This window comes from Rhodococcus mengyinensis, from assembly GCF_048381435.1.
GTDB lineage: Bacteria > Actinomycetota > Actinomycetes > Mycobacteriales > Mycobacteriaceae > Rhodococcus_F > Rhodococcus_F opacus_D.
The window spans coordinates 1-18159 of the sequence record NZ_JBLWIT010000114.1 but is presented as its reverse complement, the minus strand read 5'-3'; the positions used below and the strand labels follow the sequence as shown (position 1 = coordinate 18159).

The following is an 18159-nucleotide window of genomic DNA, read 5'->3' as shown; positions in this document are numbered from 1 at the left end:
GGCGCGGTCTGCTCGGGCTTGTATCCGTCGGGCAGATGAACGAGCATGACGGTGCCGGTCGAACGTTCGACGAGTGTGCCGATCGCGCTCAGATTCCGTTTGCCGACAATGAGATCACCCTCCCAATGTCCCGGTACTGCACGGTCTTTCACGTCTTTGGGGCGGTCCGCAATGTTGGCCATGTCGGGGATCCGATTCTTGCGCTGGCCGGCCTTCCGACTGGGTCGGCGCAGCCCACGTCCGGTCCGCAACGATCGAGTGAGGGTGTGTTCGAGTCCGCCGCGGGAGGGTTGGTAGAGCGATTGGTAGATGGTCTCGGTGCTCACCCGCATCTGTGGATCGTCGGGGAAATCGAGTCGGAGGCGGCCCGCGATCTGCTCGGGTGAGTGGCGCTCGGTCAGGGATTTCTCGACCGTCTCGCGCAGCGACGGATTGATGGCGAGCTTGGACGGCTTGGGCCGCGAGGCCCGATGGTAGGCGGCTGCGTGAGCCGATCTGGCTCGGTACCGCCCGGACGGCTCACGATTGCGGGCGATCTCGCGTGAGATCGTCGACGGACTCCGGTTCAAGGCTTTCGCGATCTCACGAAGCGTGTGACCTGCGGCGATGCCGATGGCGATCTCTTCCCGCTCCGCGAACGTCAAACACCGGCCCTTGAGGTTGCGGCCACGCCGGGGACGCACCCCACCACAGGCCGCGAGCCACCGAGCACCCTGTTTGCGATACGAGCCGGCCGCCTCGGCCGCGCCCGTGATGAACTCACCCGCCGCCATCCCCGACCAGAACGTCTGAAAGATCTCCGGAACCATCCGATGAGAATATTTCGCCATGTGCAACACCCTTTGATCAGTGGTGTTGCGATCACCGCACGAACCCAAGGAACGCTGACCGGCACGTCCCGAAAGCCGGGCCCTGACTGAAACTCACTGACCAGTAGGAACCCGATAGCACCGTCCGGTGAGATTCTCATTGCCGGGGCGCTAACCGGGTCATTGTCGAGTCGGTAATTGGGTGAGCGCAGACCGCCCCTCAATCCTCGAAACAGGTCTGGAATCGCCGTTCTACGACGGCTAGGACGGTCGATGCTGCACCGGATCACCCTCGGCGCCGACGGTGTGCTCGTCCGGTTTCGACTCGCGTCGACGAACGCACACATTGCGATAGTTGCTACTACGCGACGCCCTCGATCAGGTTGCAATCGGCGCTTGGTATCTCGCCTCATCGAGGCAGGCGATGGGGAGTAGCCCGTAGTCCGGTAAAGAACGCCGAAAGGAAGGTAGGTCACCGGCACCTGCCGTCGCAGGGCCGTAGGCGGGCGCAGGGTCTTCGGCCACCTCCGGGTACGAGGAGGTGACGACGTTGAGGTTGCGGGTCCACAACACCGGCGGCTCGCCGCCGCCGACCGCAGCCACGAGGCGGCACCCGTCGTACTTCATTTCCCCCGCCCAGCCGCCGCCCATTGCCTCCGGGAGCTCACCCGGAGTTTCCGCCGGTAGCCGGAACCCGCCCTCGCCTGATCGGCGAGGACGGGTTCGGTTTCAGCTGAGGCACTTACGTTCGGACTTAGCGCATGTCCGCCGCTTCTCCGTCGATCATGACCATTGTGGGACGGGGGATTTCGGTGGTGCCGTCCGCGAGATCCCCGAGGCTGCCGTCGAGCGCCACCAGGTCCGCACGGCGGCCCGCCGTCAAGGTTCCGACACGGGTCTCGTCGTGCACCAGGTACGCGCTGTCGATGGTCATGGCCCGGATCGCGCGATCCACTCCGATCCGCTGGTTCCCGCCGAGCACGGTGCCGCCCCTCGTCATCCTGGTGACCGCGGTCCTGATGGTCGCGAGCGGGTCCATCGGGGTGATCGGGCAGTCCGAATGCAGTCCGAATCGCAGCCCCAGTTCGTCGGCGCAGGCGAGGGGATCCATCTCGGCGGCGCGCTCGGCACCGAGGAACCGGTCGCGGTGGCGGTCGCCCCAGTAGAAGACGTGGTTGACGAAGAAACTCACCCCGAGTTCGGCTTCCCGGATCGCGGCCAGGTCGCTCGGTGCGCTCACCTGGCAGTGTTCGATGCGGTGCCGTCCCACCCGGCCGTCGGTGGCTTGCGCCCTCCGCAGCGAGGTGATCGCGGCACCGACCGCCGCGTCGCCGTTGGCGTGCACGGCGACCTGACCGCCCGCACTATGCACCCGCAGGATCATCTCGTCGAGTTGCGCCTGCGGGTAGAGCAGGTCGCCGTGATGGCTGGGGTCACACGCGTACGGCGTGCGGAGGGCGGCGGACAGCCCCTGGATCGACCCGTCGGCCCAGAACTTCGCGCCGGCCAGCCGGAAGCGTGCGCCGGCCCCGGGTGTGTGCTCGAACGTGACTCCGCGGTCGTCGAGGGCCTCGAGCGCCATGTCACCGCGCAGGAACCCGACGACGTGCACCGGCAGCTCACCCGACGCGTCCAGCGAGCGGTAGGCGGTCAGCTCCTGCTCGCCGGCCGAGAGACCCACCCCGAGATCGTGGATGGTGGTGATGCCCCGCGACCGCGCCGACAGCAGGCTGCGAAGCAGGGCGCCGTTGACCTCCTGCTCGGTCAGCGCGGGAACCGCCGCGGTGAGCCTTGCCACCGCATCGATTTCCCACGCCATCCCGGTCAGACGGCCGTCGGCCCCGCGGGGGAAGAGCGGGTCGTCCACCGGCACCGTGGATTCGTCGATGCCTGCGACCGCGAGTGCGGCGGTGTTGGCGACGGCGAAGTGCCCGCAGATGTGCAGGACGATGACCGGGCGATCGGTGCTGACGGCGTCGAGATCCGTCCGGGTCGGATGCCGCCCCTCGGCGATCTGGGTGTCGTCGTAACCCCACCCCCTGATCCATCCGCTGCCGGCGGCCGCGGCGCGCAACGCCTGCTGGATGTCGGCGATCGACCGGCACGGTGGTGTCCGGCAGTCCGCCCAGCCGTCGGTGAGGCCGGCGTAGGTGGGGTGGATGTGCGATTCGATGAGACCCGGGATCACCGTGGCCCCGGGCAGGTCGAGGCGGCGGGCGCCGATTCCGGCGCGGTCGGCCATGTCCTTCCTGGTGCCGGTGGCGATCACATCGGCTCCGTCGATGACCAGCGCTTCGACAGTCGGCGACGACGGGTCCTGCGTGTGAATGGAATCGGCGGTGAGCAGTGTCCTGGACATCAGGCACCCACTTCGCTGCGTGCGGCCACGGATCCCGCGGAGGTGCCGGACGTTCGGCCGTCGGCGCGAAGGCCGCGGACGGGATCGGTGGGTGGCCAGAACACCCGCGTCGACACCACGAAGAGGATGTTGAGGACCAGGGCGGCCGCGCCGAGATTGACACCGTGCTCGGCGAGCCACACGGACACCGGGCCGTGCTTGTCGAGATACAGCCACAGCACCACGACGTCGCCGAGCACCACGCCCATGGCGAGGGCGGCGGGTCGCAGCTTCCATCCGAAGACCATCGTCGCGAAGACCACCGCGGCCTGGGTGACGCCGTAGTACGCCGTGTTGACCAGGGTGAGCAGGAGCTGAGGTGTCGCGAGGGTGAGCAGGAGTGAGATCCCGAGGTACGCCACGACGACTCCACGCACCCAGACCCGTTGGCGGGATTCCGGGATCCCGGGAATGATGTTGCGCGACACGATCGCGCCGATTCCGAGGGCCGCCCCGCACAGGACCACGATCGCGCAGAGGGCCGCGCCGCCTGCGACGACGCCGGTCAGCCAGTCGGGCAGCAGTTGTCGCGACAACTGCAGGAGCACCTGGTCGGATTCCGTGCCCTCGAGCTTCGTGGGCAGCAGCGTGATCGCCCCGAAGGCGGCGGCGACGAGGAACGGGTACATGAGCATGTACAGGGGATTGAACTTGGCGACCCGCTTGATCGTCGCCTCGGACTTCGCCGCGAGCACGGCCTGCACGATGATCGGGAAGATGAAGAACCCGACCGATTGGAACACGATCGTCGTCAGGACGAAGGTCAGTGACGACCCGGTGACCGTGGAGTGCGAGGCCGAGCCGCCACCACTGGCTGCCGCTGCGGCGAACAGTTTCTCGGTGCCACCGGTCTCGATCACTGCCGCCAGTCCGATCAGGACGGCGCCGAGCAACAGGGCGGTGTCCTTGACGTACGACACGAATGCGGGGGCGCGCACCCCGGACAACATGAGGAACAGCAGCGCGAGGGCCGCGCCTGCGAAGACCGCGACGGTGGGGTCGATGGAGATACCCAGACCGGTCAGCGCGATCTGCAGTCCGGCGAGCTGAAGCTGGCCCCACGGGATGAGGAATACGACCGAGGCGATGGCGATCGTCAATTCCAGCCCACGCGACCGGAAGTGGCGCCCGGCCACATCGGGCAGGGTCATGGCGCCGTATCTCTTACCCGCGCGCCAGAGGTAGGGCGCGAAGAAGTATCCGATCGGGTAGGCCAGCAGGATGTACCCGATGAACCAGACGCCGTAGCTCGCCCCGTGCGCGTACACGCCGCCGGGGAAACCGATCAGGGTGCCGATGCTGTACGCCTCGCCCGCCCCCAGGATGAAGACCAGCAGCGGACCGAACGACCGGCCACCCACCAGGTAGTCGGAGATCTCCTTCTTGCTGCCGCGCCGCGACAGCACGCCTGCCCCGAGGGCGAGGACGAGCACGAGGGTGAAGAAGGCCGCGGTCATGACTGGTCTCCCGTCCGAGCGCTCGTAGCGGCCGATTCGGCGCGCTCGGCAGCTTCGAAGTCCTTGCGGTCGAAAAGCTTCCAGGCGAGATGGAGGCACAGCGAGGTGAGCGGCATCCACAGGAACAACCACGCGAACAGGATGGGGACTCCGAAGACCGTGGCCGTGGATCCGGACAGCGCGACTATGCCGCCCAGAACCCCGGCGAACGGGACACCTATCGCGAGTAAGGCGCTTTTTGCCTCGTTGGACATGATTGTTTTGTCTCCTATTCCGACTGCGTCCACCGGCGTCGCGGGTTGGGTCCGGTGCCGGGCGACGTGCACTCTGGCACTAGTGTGGTCTGAATCACTCCCCTCGGGCCATGGGCGAATCCCGGAAAACGCCGAGGCGGTTCGTGAATTTCACGGGAGTGCGGAAAACGAGGGAGAGGGTGCCCGAGTCCGTGGGTGAAGACACGATCCAGCGGCTGTGCCGGCAGGTCTCGGAGGAGATCGAATCGGTAACCGACCGAGCGGTGGGTCAGATCCGCGCAGAATTGCAGTCGTACGCCGCCGTACCGATCGACGAGCAGCGCGGATACATCAGTCGGCAGCTCGCGGCGACGTTGCGCGCCCTCGCGGAGAGCGAGCCTCTCGCCGACGACGTCCTCGAGCGTTCGCGTCAGCTCGGCAGGCGCCGGGCCATGCAGGGTTTGCCACTGTCCGACGTCATCGAGACGTACCACATCGCGTCCCGCGAATTGTGGAACACGATGGTGGCCACCGCCGCCGAGCCGACAACCGACCTGCTGCGCGCGGGCGGGATGATGTGGGATCTCGTCCACACCGCCACCAGCGCGGTCGCCGTCGGACACACCGACGCGACCCGAAGCGAACAGGCCATCCGCGCGGGAGTGCGATACCGGTTCTTCGAGGCCCTCGCGAGGTCGGTCGACGGCGACCACCGTGATGTGCGCGAGCTGGCAGAGGCGCTGGGTTTCACACCGCAGCACGAGTTCCAAGCGGTGTGTGTCGCCGCGGAGGAGTGGTCGGAAGCGCAGCTCGAAAGGCTGCAACGCACCCTGGACACGATCCCGGGCACCACTCAATGCAGCGGGCACGGCACCGTCATCATCGCGCTGAGCCAGCGCGCACCGGTCGACGACATCATCCGCGAGGTCCGGCTCGGCCACCCGGGGACAACGGTCGGAGTCGGACTGGGCCGCCCCGGCCTGGCCGGCGCGGCGATGAGCATCACGGACGCGCGCCGCGTCCTGCATCTGGCCTCGCCTACCGGCGAGGTGGTCCGTTTCGCCGACGAATGGGTTGCCGCCACCCTGGCCGACCATCGCGACGAGCTCGCCACGCTGCTGGAGCCGGGTGTCGCCGTCGCCGCGGACCATCCGCACCTCGTCGAGGCGGTACTGGCCTTCGCCCGCAACGAATTCTCCATCAGCGCGGCCGGGCGGGACATCCACCTGCATGCGAACTCGATCACCTACCGGCTCGACCGCTGGCAACAGCTGACCGGCTGGGATCCCCGGACCCTCGACGGCCTGCAGCGGTCGGTGGCGAGTCTGACTCTGTTCCAGCGCGATTCGGGCGACACGCCCTCCGACACCGCGGGGGAATAGCGGTCTACCGGCCCCAACTGCGACAAGATCTGCGCCTCGGTCATCGGCCGAGCGGGTAACATCGACTCGCCGGCAGGTCGGACGAAGATGGGATTGCGTGGTGAGCGAAGAACTGCCTGCGGGCACACAATCCGTCGGACGTGCGCTGGCCGTGCTCAAGTTGCTCGCATCTTCACCCGACGAACTCACCGGCAGTGCTATCGCGGCAGAACTCCAGTTGTCGTCCGGTACGGCCAACAGACTCATCCGGGCCCTGATCGCCGAGGGTCTCGTAGCGCGGAATCCGATGTCCGACAGCTACTACCTCGGCAGTGGAACGGTACTGCTCGGCCAGGCCGCCCAGCGCGGGTTCGGCATGGACAAGGCGCTTCCCATCCTGGAGCAGCTCAATTCCGAGACCCAGGAATCCGTGAACCTTTCCATCCGTCAGGGGCCGGAATCGGTGGTGATGATGCGGGTGCAGTCGACGCTCCCGTTGCGGTTCGAGCAGCACACGGGCGCCCGGTTTCCCCTGTACACGACGGCTTCGGGCAAGGCGATTCTGGCGTTCTCGCCACACGCCGAGACGTACGTCAAGTCGCTTCCCGCCACGCTCGCCAAGGTCACTCCGCACAGCTTGAGTACTCCCCGTGAACTCTCGGAGCAACTCCGGGAGATCCGGGTCCGCGGGTACAGCATCGACGAGCAGGAGAACGTCGAGGGTGTGCGTTGCGTAGGCGCACCTATTCTGGACGCGGACGGGTACGCGCAGGCTGCGCTGGTGATTCAGGTCCCCACCGTCCGAATGCCCAAGTCGAGGGTACGGACGCTCGGAGACCGCATTGTCCAGGCGGCGAAGGAAGTATCCCAATTCGTCCCGGTCAACCGGGCGATGTCTCACTGACCCGAGGCTCTCCCACGGCCCGGGTGTTTGGCGCGGCCGCCGTTCCGTGGCGTCGCGATCCGCTGTGTGCTGGATCCCTCGAATTCTTCTTGTGAGGCACTTCACATATCCACGTCGCTGGCCTATCGTCGGTTCACAGTGTGGGGACTATCCCTACATTGTGACAGCGAAGGAGTCTCAACGATGTACCGATCGAACGAGAACGAGAGCGTCTTCACCTGGGCGGCACCCCCATTGAAATTCGGCATCGGCGCTCTGGACGAGGTCGGCGCCGAACTGTCCGCACTGGGATCGGAATCCTGTTTGGTGATCACCGACCCGGGCGTTCGAGACACCGGGATCCCCGACCGCATTCGCGATCAGCTGATCGCCGCAGGAATCAAGTCGGACGTATTCGACAGCGTCGCAGTGGAACCCACGGATCAGAGCATCGAGGAGGCCGTCTCTTTCGCCCGTGAACGGGAGTGGGACTCCTACATCGCAGTCGGCGGAGGTTCCGCGATCGACACCGCGAAGGCTGTCAACCTACTCACCACTCACCCCGGGGAACTGCTCGAGTACGTGACTCCGCCCATCGGCGGAGGTAAGGCGCCGTGGCTTCCCCTCAAACCCCTGATTGCCATACCGACCACCGCGGGCACCGGATCGGAATCGACGACGATCTGCGTCATCGACTTCCTCGGCTTGCACTTGAAGGCCGGGGTCAGTCATCCCAAGTTGCGACCGACGCTCGCAATAGTCGATCCCCTGACCACCGTCACGCTGCCCTCGCAGGTCACCGCTGCGAGCGGAATGGATGTACTCTCTCACGCGCTCGAGAGCTACACCAGCGTCCGGTTCGACGCCAAACCTGCGCCCGAAGACCCGATGAAGCGCCCCGCCTTCTGCGGTTCCAACCCCATCAGTGACACCTGGTGCGAGCAGGCCCTGTCGTTGGTGGGGAAGTACCTGCGACGCGCGGTGATGAACGGACGGGACCTGGAAGCTCGTTACCAGATGGCGCTGGCCTCGACCTCCGCCGGAACAGGGTTCGGCAACGCTGGCACCCACCTGCCCCACGCCAATGCGTACCCGGTCGCCGGCGCCGTCGAGAACTACCAGGCCGAGGGCTATCCTCGAATGCCCATGGTGCCGCACGGGCAGGCCGTATCCGCCACTGCCGCAGCAGTTTTCCGATGGACCTACCCGAGCGACCCCGGCAGGCACCTGCGAGCGGCCGAGCTCCTCTCCGGACGGACATTCACGGCCACCGATGGAGCGGACGCGCTTGCGCACGTACTGAGCGAGCTGATGGCCGACATCGAAATGCCATCGGGATTGCGAAGCTTCGGCTACGGGGAAGAGCACCTGGCGACGCTGGTGGATGGCACGATGAAGCAGACGCGTCAGCTGGCGGTCGTGCCCCGACCGGTGACGAGGAACGCCCTCACAGACATATTCCGGGAGTCGTTGTGACTTTTCCGCGAGACACCGACCAGGAACCGTCGAAGTCCGAGATCCGTACCGTCGTAGCCTCGAGCATCGTCGGAACGACGGTGGAGTGGTACGACTTCTTCCTCTACGGCATCGCCGCCGGCCTGGTGTTCGACAAGCTGTTCTTCCCCAGTTCGGATCCGATCGTCGGCACATTGCTCGCGTTCGCCACGTTCGCGATCGGATTCATGGCCCGGCCGTTCGGCGGTCTGATCTTCGGTCACATCGGCGACCGCATCGGCCGGAAGAAAACCCTGGTCGCGACCATGATGATCATGGGTGTGGCAACCTGCCTGATCGGACTCGTCCCCACGTACGCGACGATCGGAATCGCCGCGCCGATTCTGCTGGTGGTGCTCCGGCTCGCACAAGGAGTCGCAATCGGCGGCGAATGGGGTGGGGCAGTCCTGATGGCCGTCGAATACGCACCCCGCGGTAAGCGTGGGTTCTACGGAAGCCTGCCGCAGATCGGTCTCGCAATCGGCTTGATGTTGGGCACGGGTGTCTTCGCGGCACTCAACTCGACCCTGTCCGAGGCCGCATTCCTGGACTGGGGTTGGCGGATCGCCTTCATGCTCAGCGCGATCCTGGTGGCGGTCGGCCTGTTCATCCGCCTCAAGGTCATGGAGACCCCGGCCTTCCGCAAGCTCGAGACGGTGGAGGAGAAGGCCACCGTGCCTGCTTTGGAACTGATCAAGAGCCCGCAGTCACGGCGAAACATGGTGCTGGGAATGGGCAGTCGATGGGCCGAGGGTGTGGCCTTCAATACGTGGGCGGTATTTGCGATCGCCTACGGCACCGGCACGCTGCACCTCAGCCGTCAAACCCTGCTTCTGGCAGTGATGGCGGCGGCCGCGACCATGATCGTCTTCATTCCCGTCTTCGGAAAGGTCGCCGACCGGTACGACCGCAGACATGTGTTCGCGGCGGGCAGCGTGATTCTCACGGCTGCAGCCTATCCCGCTTTCGTGCTCATCGGCACCGGAGATACCGCTGTCATCGTCATCACGATCGTGCTGGTCCTCGGCGTCCTCTATCCGATCGTCTACGCCCCCGAGTCCTCGCTGTTCGCGGAACTCTTCCCCACCCGAGTCCGCTACAGCGGAATCTCTGTCGTCTACCAGCTGTCGGGAATCGTCGCATCGGGTCTGACGCCGCTCGTGCTCGCGTCCCTCCTCGGCTCGGCGAGCGGAGGACTCTCACTGATCATGGGATACATCGTTGCGGTGGGCGCGGTCAGCACGCTGTGCACGCTCGCAATCCGCCGCCGGGACATCTACACGGAAGACCAGGACGGCAGTTCACACCCTGACAACGCCGCCATGTCACAAATATCCCCGACCTGACACTAAAGCTGCTGTGGCCCCGCCTCGGTCTACCGAGAGCGGGGCCTCGCGCTACCGCAACGCCACCTGCACGAGGACGGCGGCGCCGAGGAAGCCGAGTAGCCACAGCACGCGTTGACGGACCTGCTGGGCGGTGGTGCGGTCGAACAGCCATTTCCCCGCGGCGGCGCCGAACATGCAGAGCGGCGTGAACAGGGCGATCTGTGCGAGGACGGGCACGGTGAGGAGACCACCGGCGGCCGACCCCGCGGCGCCGAACGCATCGATGACGAGGAAGAACACGACGAGCGAGGCGCGCCCGGCCGCCACGTGGGTGGACGCGGAGAAGTACATCAGGACGGCGGGCGGACCGCCGAGCGCGAAGCCGCCATTGAGGAGACCGGACGCCACCCCCGTCACAGTGGTCAACCCGGGGCCGGGCAGCGACTGCCGGTCGGGGACAGCGGCCATGGCGACGGCGGAGCCGATGATCGCGACGCCCAGCAGGACGCGCACCAGGTCACCGGACAGTTGCGTGAGCGCCCACATCCCCAGCGGCATTCCGATCAGGGTGCCGGCGAACAACCAGCGCAACGACTTCCAGTGCACCTGCCGCCACACCTGGGGCAGCATCGCGGCGCTCGCGACGACCTCGAGGACGAACACGGTGGGGATCACCGACGTCGGGGGGAGCAGGACGACGAGTCCCGCGACCCACACCATCGCGCCACCGAACCCACCGAAACCGCGGACGACACCGCCGGCCACCACCACGCCGAGCGCGAAGAGGAGGGCAGGCAACGACAGATCCCACACTGTTGCCGCCATACCCTGTTGCACCGCTTCCGTTCGCCGTTTGTCTCCGTCAGAAGTGTGGGGGTCGCGGCGTCGAAGCGACAGGTCCAGACGACGGCGAATCGTCGGTACCAGCACGGCACGGGACGTGGCCCCCGGCGACTGCGCCGGGGGCCACGTGCTCGCAGGGAGCGGACTACACGTAGTCCTTGTACTTGTCGAGCAGGCGAACCGGCTTCGACAGCGCGTCGCGGCGGAAGGGGTCGCCGAGTTCGCGGGTGCACATGATCTCGATGACCGTCGTCTTGCCCTCGTTCATCTGTGCGGCGACCGCGCGCTGCAGTGCGGGACCGACCTCTTCGAGCTTGTCCACCACGATGCCCTCGGCGCCCATCGCCTGTGCAATCCCGGCGAAGGACTCGCTCTCGAGCTCACCCGCGACGAAGCGGCGGTTGTAGAAGTCGACCTGGTTCTTCTTCTCCGCACCCCACTGCCGGTTGTGGAAGACGACGGCGGTGACCGGGATGTCGTGCCGGACAGCCGTCATGATCTCGCCCAGGCTCATCCCCCATGCGCCGTCGCCTGCGTAGGCGATGGCGGGCCGTTCCGGTGCCGCCGCCTTCGCGCCGATGATGGTCGGCAGCGCGTAACCGCAGTTACCGAAGCTCATCGGGGCGAGGAAGCTGCGCGGCTTCTCGAACCGGAGGTAGCTGTTGGCGACGGAGTTGATGTTGCCGATGTCCGTGGACACCATCACGTCTTCCGGCATCGCCTTCTCCAGCTCGCGCAGCACCTGACGCGGGTGCAGCCAGTTGCCTTCCTCGCCTTCCTGTTCGGCGATCATGTCGAGGCTGAACGCATCGCGCTCGTGCGTCCATTCGTCGAGTTCCGTCTCCCACGCGGCCTTCTCGGCGTCGATCTTCTCGCCGCGTGCCGCACGATTGCCGTCGCAGACGAGGGACTTGCCCTCGAGCCGCTCGGTGAGCGCGACGGCAGCGGCCTTCGCGTCACCGCAGATCCCGACGGAGATCTTCTTGACCAGACCGAGCATCTTGTGGTCGGCGTCGATCTGGATGATCTTGGCATTCTTCGGCCAGTAGTCCATGCCGTGCTGCGGGAGAGTCCCGAAGGGGCCGAGGCGGGTGCCGAGGGCTAGCACCACGTCCGCCTGGCTGATCAGCTTCATCGCGGCCTTGGACCCCTGGTAGCCGAGCGGTCCGGTCCACAGCGGGTGGCTGGCGGGGAACGAGTCGTTGTGCAGGTAGCTGTTGACGACGGGGGCGCCGAGACGCTCGGCGAGTGCCTTGCACTCCTCGACACCGTCGGCCATCACCACGCCGCCGCCGGACACGATGACCGGGAACTCGGCCTGCGCCAGCAGTTCCGCCGCCTCGTTCAGGCTCGTCTCGCCACCGGGACCGCGGTCGAGGCGGGTGGGCTGCGGGATCTCCGTCTCGATCTCACCGTAGAAGTAGTCGCGCGGAATGTTGAGCTGCGTCGGGCCCATCTCGGACATCGCGCGGTCGAAGCAGCGGCCCGTGAACTCGGCCATGCGCTTCGGGTTGTTGACGTGCCCCTGGTACTTCGTGAACTCCTGGAACATCGGCAGCTGGTTGGCTTCCTGGAAGCCGCCCAGGCCCGTTCCCATGGTGCCGGCCTCGGGAGTGACGATGACGACGGGGCTGTGCGCCCAGAACGCGGCGGCGATCGCGGTGACGCAGTTGCTGATACCCGGACCGTTCTGCCCGATCACCATGCCGTGCCGCCCGCTGACCCGGGCATACCCGTCGGCCATGTGTCCCGCGCCCTGCTCGTGCACGACCGGGACGAGCCGAATCCCGGCGGGAGCGAAGATGTCCATCGCATCCATGAAGGCGGATCCCATGATGCCGAACATGTCGGTGACGCCGTTGGCGACCATCGTCTCGACGAACGCCTCCGACGGTGTCATCTTCTGTACACCGGAGACAGCGGTGCGATCGGCACCGTTCTTCTTCTTGCTCATGTGTGATCCTCCTTCAAGGGCGCGCCGGAACCGGCAGAGAATGTCAAAAATCGGAACGTCTCGTTCGTGATTTTGTGATCTGCAACGACAGTAGGCCACGTCACACACTTCGTCAATGAATGTTCCTAAAACTGGAACGAGATGTATGATTTTTCGATACACGATGCGAATGCGTCGCCGTTTCGGCCAAGGAGGAACCGTGGGTGAGATTCACCGGATCGACGAGTCGAACGGACACCCGACTACGGAGCTGCCCGGAGACACACCGACGCTCCGCCTGTTCGCACTGCTCGAGATGATCGCGTCCAAGGACCAGCTGTTCACGTTGCAGGGGCTCGTCGAAGAGACGGGCATGGCCAAGCCGACCCTGCACCGCATGCTCCAGCAGCTCGAGGGCGCCGGACTCCTCACCCGGCAGAACAACGGCAGGCATTACGGCACCGGCGTGCGCCTGCGACGCTTCGCCGAAAATCTGCTGCTCAACGACACCCACCACGGCGCGCGGCACGCCATCCTCCGGAACCTCGTCGCGGAACTCGGCGAAAGCTGCAACGTGACCACCCTGTCGGGTAGCGAAGTGGTGTATCTCGACCGCGTGGAAACCTCCGAGCCCCTTCGCTTTACACTTCATGCGGGATCGCGGGTGCCCGCGCACTGCTCGGCCAGCGGCAAGATGATCCTGTCGCAGCTCAGCCCCGCCCAGCGCCGGCGACTTCTCGGACGGATGCCGCTCGAGAGGTACACCACCAAGACGGTCACCGACGTCGAGCTGATCGAGACCGAACTCAAGCAGGTCCGCCGTGACGGTTACGCCATCGACGACGAAGAGTTCCTTCCCGGCCTCGTGTGCGCTGCGGTACTCGTCCCCTGTGCCACAGGCAATTCCAACCTCTGCATCGCAGTCCAGGCCCCGGTCATGCGACTCACCCCAGACAAGGCGCTCAAGCTTCTGCCCGCGTTGCGGCGGGCGGCCGACGCCATCGGTGAGATCGAGAACGAGGTCACGGACGACGGTTCGCCAGACCTGAACTGAAGGAGGGCGCATGCCCGAAATGACCACTGCGACACCCAGCCACGTGCTGTCCGCACGCGAGCTGTTCGGACTCGACACCGACCTGACGGTGCGCGCCTTCCGCGAACCCGCCGACCACGTCCCCGACATCGACCCCGCGTACCGGTTCGATCACGCGGTGACCACGGCCCTGCTCGCCGGGTTCGACCGCAACCGCCGGGTGATGGTGCAGGGTCTGCACGGCACCGGCAAGTCAACGCACATCGAACAGGTCGCGGCGCGGCTCAACTGGCCGTGTGTGCGGGTCAACCTCGACGGACATCTCAGCCGGCTGGACCTGATAGGCCGGGACGCGGTGGTCCTGCGAGACGGCAAGCAGGTCACCGAATTCCAGGAAGGCATCCTGCCCTGGGCACTGCAGCGACCCGTCGCCCTCATCCTCGACGAATACGACGCCGGCCGCCCCGATGTCATGTTCGTCATCCAGCGTCTCCTCGAACGCGACGGGAAACTCACCCTGCTCGACCAGAACAGGGTCCTGACTCCGCATCCGGCCTTCCGGTTGTTCGCCACCGCCAACACCGTCGGCCTGGGCAATCTCAACGGGCTGTATCACGGCGTGCAGCGGCTCAATCACGCGCAGATCGATCGCTGGAACATCGTCGCGACGCTCGATCACCTCCCCGCGGAACAGGAAATCGAGATCGTGTCCGCGCGGGTGCCGTCGCTGAGCCGGGAGCTGATCGGGTCGATGGTCGCCGTGGCCAACCTGACCCGGAGCGGTTTTCGGGTCGGCGACCTGTCGACGCTGATGTCGCCGCGCACGGTGATCACCTGGGCCGAGAACATCGAGATCTTCCACGACCCGGCGCTGGCATTCCGGTTGTCGTTCGTCAACAAGTGCGACGAGGCCGAGCGCCCCGTCGTCGCCGAGTACTTCCAGCGATGCTTCGACTCGGAACTGGAGCGGTCGGCGATGCTCGCGACGAGCACGGCCTGAGCGGGCAGCGATGACAGAACTGCCCGTGCGCCCCGCGTCGGTCCGCCGTCAGCAGGAGGTGCACGAACTCTGTGCCGGCACGATCCGTGCCCTCGCGGGCCAGGGTGGGTTGCACTTTCGCGGACCGGAACTCCACCGCGGACATCGGCGCGTGCCGATGCCCGCCCCACATCTGCACCCGTCCTTCGACGGCGCCGACTTCGCGTCCTTCCGCGGTGCGGCGGACGGCATGGCGTCGCGCCTCCTCCACACCGACCCCGTCCTGCATCGCAGCCTGTGCCCGGACGCCACGGCGGGTCGGCTGATCTTCGAGATCCTGGAACAGTTCCGCGTCGAGTCGCTGGCCGCCGACGCGTGGGGTGGCGTGCGCGCCAACCTCTCCCACCGCTTCACGCAGTGGTCGCAGGACTACGTGGCGTCCGGGCTGACCGAGACCGTGCACGGGATGCTGCTGTTCACCGTGACGCAGATGTGCCGGGCCCGGATCACCGCCGAGCCGATACCCGAGGCCACCGAGGACCTGATCGAATCGACGCGGTTCGCTCTTGCCTCCGTCCTCGGCGACCACCTCCCGTGGCTGCGTCGAACCCGTCTCTCGCAAAACGACTTCGGGGTCCACGCGCAGGACGTCGCCGAGCTGATCGGTCGTCACCTGGAGTCACCCGCCGGCACGGACGTCTCGGCCGACGACGGGAGCGACGGCCGGGCGGCGTTCTCCCTCCTGTTCGACTTCGACCCCGACGACGACGAGACCTTCACGACCGCGGTGTCGGGACGCAGTCGCGCACTGGGGGAGGGCGGAGACGGATACCGCGTGTTCACCCGCGCCTACGACGAGACCCGGCAGATCGCGTCCCTCGTCCGGCCCGAGTTGCTCCAGGACTACCGCCGGCGACTCGACGTCATCATCGACACGCAGCATCTCGACGTCCGGAGACTCGGACGGCAGCTGAAGGCGCTGCTCGCGGAACCGGTCCCCGACGGATGGGAAGGCGGCCGGGAAGAGGGGTACCTCGACGGTCGCCGGCTCGCCCAGCTCGTCACCTCGCCCACCGAGCGCAGACTCTTCCGGGCCGAACGCACCGAGCCGCACACCGACACGACGGTGACCTTCCTCATCGACTGCTCGGGTTCGATGAAGGAGTTCGGCGAACCGGTTGCGGTCCTGGTCGACGTGTTCGCCCGGGCACTCGAACTGGCCGACGCCCGGTGCGAGATCCTGGGTTTCACGACCGCCGCTTGGAACGGGGGACGGGCCCGCCGAGACTGGCTCCGGTCCGGCCGTCCGCGCAACCCGGGACGCCTCAACGAGGTCCGGCAGCTGGTGTTCAAGGACGCCGAGACTACCTGGCGCCGAGCCCGTCCCGCGATCGCGGGGCTGCTGAAGAACGACCTGTTCAAAGAGGGCGTCGACGGTGAGGCCGTCGACTGGGCGTGCTCCCGGATGCGGGACCCCCAGGGCCGGAGGCTCCTGTTCGTGATCTCGGACGGAAGCCCACTGGACGGCGCCACCGCCCTGGCCAACGACGAGTTCTACCTGGACCACCACCTACAGGACGTGGTCGAGCGACACGAGGACGAGCGGGCCGTCGAGGTGTACGGACTGGGAGTCGGGCTGGATCTGAGCCCGTACTACGACCGCTGCCGGACACTCGATCTGACGCGCGGTACCAACAGCGACGTCATTGCCGACGTGCTGTCGATGATCGGCCACTGACAGCCAGCACCTGCCAGTGGCGCAACAGTGAAGGAGTCACACCCATGACCGCACACGGGGTTTCCCTGGTCACCTTGGACATTGCCGGAACGAGCGTCGACGAAGGCGGCGCCGTGTACGTCGCGTTGCGCGACACCGTCGAGAAGCACCTCGGCGAGCCGATTCCGGACGATCGGTTCGACCGGTGGAAGGGCACCGGCAAGCGGCAGGCCATCGAGGGACTGCTGCGGGAGAGCGGGGTGCCGGCCGAGAAGAATGTTCTGGATTCCGTCGAATCCGATTTCACCGCAATGCTTCTGGCTGCGTACCGGAAGACACCGCCCACCGCACTGCCTGGGGTTCACGACGCCTTCGGTGCGTTGCGGCAGAACGGCATCAAGATCGTTCTCCAGACCGGCTATTCACGCCAGATCGCGGAACCGCTGCTGGAGCAGGTCGGGTGGGAGATCGGGCGGGACATCGACGGTGTGATCACGAGCGACCAGGTGCGGATGAGCAGACCGTCGCCCTATCTCATCTTCCGCGCCATGGAGATCGCCGGAGTACAGAGCGTCGACGAGGTGCTGGTGGGTGGTGACACCCCGAACGACCTCCGGGCGGGGACGAACGCCGGGGCGCGGTACGTGGTGGGTGTTCTGACCGGCGCGCACGACGCTGCGACGCTGCGTCCGGAGCCCCACACGCACATCCTGGAGAGCGCAGCGAAGATCCCCGAACTGCTGGGCTGAACGACGACTGTGGGCCGGTTCTGCTGCACGACAGCGGAACCGGCCCACAGTGGTTCCGGAAGAGCGGGATTACCTACGTCACCAGCCGCGTTCGGCGAGCCGGTGCGGGACGGGGATGTCGTCGACGTTGATCCCGACCATCGCCTCACCCAGCCCACGGGAGACCTTCGCCAGCACGTCCGGGTCGTCGAAGAACGTGGTCGCCTTCACGATCGCCGCGGCCCGCTCCGCCGGGTTACCCGACTTGAAGATCCCCGACCCGACGAACACACCCTCCGCACCGAGCTGCATCATCATCGCCGCATCCGCCGGGGTGGCGATGCCACCGGCGGTGAACATCGTGACCGGCAACTTCCCGGCCTTGGCGACCTCGACGACCAGATCGTACGGGGCCTGCAACTCCTTCGCCGCCACATACAGCTCGTCCTCGCTCAGCGAGGTCAACCGGCGGATCTCCCCACCGATCGTCCGCATGTGCGTGGTCGCGTTCGACACGTCACCGGTACCGGCCTCACCCTTGGACCGGATCATCGCCGCACCCTCGGTGATCCGCCGCAGCGCCTCACCCAGATTGGTGGCACCACACACGAACGGGACGGTGAACTGCCACTTGTCGATGTGATTGGCGTAGTCGGCCGGGGTCAGCACCTCCGACTCGTCGACGTAGTCGACCCCGAGGGACTGCAGGATCTGCGCCTCCACGAAGTGCCCGATCCGGGCCTTGGCCATCACCGGGATCGACACCGCGGAGATGATGCCGTCGATCATGTCCGGATCACTCATCCGGGACACCCCACCCTGCGCCCGGATGTCCGCGGGCACCCGCTCGAGCGCCATCACCGCGACCGCACCGGCGTCCTCGGCGATCTTCGCCTGATCGGGGGTGACGACGTCCATGATGACCCCGCCCTTCAACATCTCGGCCATGCCACGCTTGACGCG

At 66.5% G+C, this 18159-nt stretch carries 15 protein-coding genes and 1 pseudogene; 8 read left to right on the top strand and 8 right to left on the bottom strand.

Annotated features, from left to right (window positions below; genetic code table 11):
* The 5 genes and pseudogenes from ACNJ7E_RS24625 to ACNJ7E_RS24605 all read right to left on the bottom strand — a co-directional run.
* The coding region (locus tag ACNJ7E_RS24625) for an IS30 family transposase (RefSeq protein ID WP_418341188.1) at positions 1-830 on the bottom strand (830 nt) is incomplete at its 3' end.
* Between the two features lie 428 nt (positions 831-1258).
* Positions 1259-1460: pseudogene (locus ACNJ7E_RS24620) on the bottom strand (ATP-dependent DNA ligase); the annotation flags it as partial.
* 103 nt (positions 1461-1563) lie between these two features.
* Entirely contained in the window at positions 1564-3168 is a 1605-nt protein-coding gene (locus ACNJ7E_RS24615) for an amidohydrolase (RefSeq protein WP_418341187.1), read from the bottom strand.
* On the bottom strand, positions 3168-4664 hold the full coding sequence (locus ACNJ7E_RS24610; RefSeq protein WP_418341186.1) for a sodium:solute symporter family protein: 1497 nt from the start codon (positions 4662-4664) through the stop codon (positions 3168-3170). Before ACNJ7E_RS24610 ends, ACNJ7E_RS24615 begins: the two co-directional genes overlap by 1 nt.
* On the bottom strand, positions 4661-4918 hold the full coding sequence (locus tag ACNJ7E_RS24605) for a DUF3311 domain-containing protein (protein ID WP_095868594.1): 258 nt from the start codon (positions 4916-4918) through the stop codon (positions 4661-4663). Before ACNJ7E_RS24605 ends, ACNJ7E_RS24610 begins: the two co-directional genes overlap by 4 nt.
* Before the next feature lie 179 nt (positions 4919-5097).
* Here ACNJ7E_RS24605 and ACNJ7E_RS24600 point away from each other — a divergent pair, with 179 nt between their 5' ends.
* From ACNJ7E_RS24600 to ACNJ7E_RS24585, 4 genes are all read left to right on the top strand, one after another.
* Positions 5098-6279, top strand: a complete 1182-nt coding sequence (locus tag ACNJ7E_RS24600; RefSeq protein ID WP_418341185.1) for a PucR family transcriptional regulator — start codon at positions 5098-5100, stop codon at positions 6277-6279.
* 100 nt (positions 6280-6379) lie between these two features.
* Positions 6380-7162 (top strand): IclR family transcriptional regulator, encoded by a 783-nt coding sequence (locus tag ACNJ7E_RS24595; protein ID WP_283352322.1) that lies wholly within the window; start codon positions 6380-6382, stop codon positions 7160-7162.
* Positions 7163-7345: 183 nt separating this feature from the next.
* Positions 7346-8617: a hydroxyacid-oxoacid transhydrogenase gene (locus ACNJ7E_RS24590; RefSeq protein ID WP_283352323.1), complete on the top strand. Its 1272-nt coding sequence runs from the start codon at positions 7346-7348 to the stop codon at positions 8615-8617.
* A complete protein-coding gene (locus ACNJ7E_RS24585; RefSeq protein ID WP_418341184.1) occupies positions 8614-9981 on the top strand; it encodes an MFS transporter in 1368 nt (455 codons plus the stop codon). The genes ACNJ7E_RS24590 and ACNJ7E_RS24585 overlap by 4 nt, the downstream gene beginning before the upstream one ends.
* Positions 9982-10032: 51 nt before the next feature.
* On the opposite strand, the gene ACNJ7E_RS24580 is transcribed toward ACNJ7E_RS24585, so the two are convergent.
* Positions 10033-10788 carry a TSUP family transporter gene (locus ACNJ7E_RS24580; RefSeq protein ID WP_317570552.1) on the bottom strand — a complete coding sequence of 252 codons (756 nt, stop codon included), beginning with the start codon at positions 10786-10788 and terminating at the stop codon, positions 10033-10035.
* 163 nt (positions 10789-10951) lie between these two features.
* Positions 10952-12760, bottom strand: a complete 1809-nt coding sequence (xsc, locus tag ACNJ7E_RS24575; protein WP_280779192.1) for a sulfoacetaldehyde acetyltransferase — start codon at positions 12758-12760, stop codon at positions 10952-10954.
* Positions 12761-12959: 199 nt separating this feature from the next.
* On the opposite strand from xsc, the gene ACNJ7E_RS24570 reads away from it, so the two are divergent.
* The 4 genes from ACNJ7E_RS24570 to ACNJ7E_RS24555 are packed head-to-tail and all read left to right on the top strand — an operon-like array spanning position 12960 to position 17217.
* On the top strand, positions 12960-13793 hold the full coding sequence (locus tag ACNJ7E_RS24570) for an IclR family transcriptional regulator (RefSeq protein WP_280779191.1): 834 nt from the start codon (positions 12960-12962) through the stop codon (positions 13791-13793).
* A 10-nt stretch (positions 13794-13803) separates the two neighbouring features.
* The gene (locus ACNJ7E_RS24565) at positions 13804-14772 is read left to right on the top strand and encodes an AAA family ATPase (protein ID WP_280779190.1); all 969 of its coding nucleotides are present in this window, start codon (positions 13804-13806) and stop codon (positions 14770-14772) included.
* A 10-nt stretch (positions 14773-14782) separates the two neighbouring features.
* Positions 14783-16489, top strand: coding sequence for a cobaltochelatase CobT-related protein (locus ACNJ7E_RS24560; RefSeq protein ID WP_418341183.1), 1707 nt, complete (start codon positions 14783-14785; stop codon positions 16487-16489).
* Positions 16490-16533: 44 nt separating this feature from the next.
* Positions 16534-17217 carry a phosphonatase-like hydrolase gene (locus ACNJ7E_RS24555; RefSeq protein WP_418341182.1) on the top strand — a complete coding sequence of 228 codons (684 nt, stop codon included), beginning with the start codon at positions 16534-16536 and terminating at the stop codon, positions 17215-17217.
* Positions 17218-17295: 78 nt separating this feature from the next.
* On the opposite strand, the gene pdxS is transcribed toward ACNJ7E_RS24555, so the two are convergent.
* On the bottom strand, positions 17296-18159 hold an 864-nt coding region (gene pdxS, locus ACNJ7E_RS24550; RefSeq protein ID WP_418340016.1), incomplete at its 5' end, for a pyridoxal 5'-phosphate synthase lyase subunit PdxS.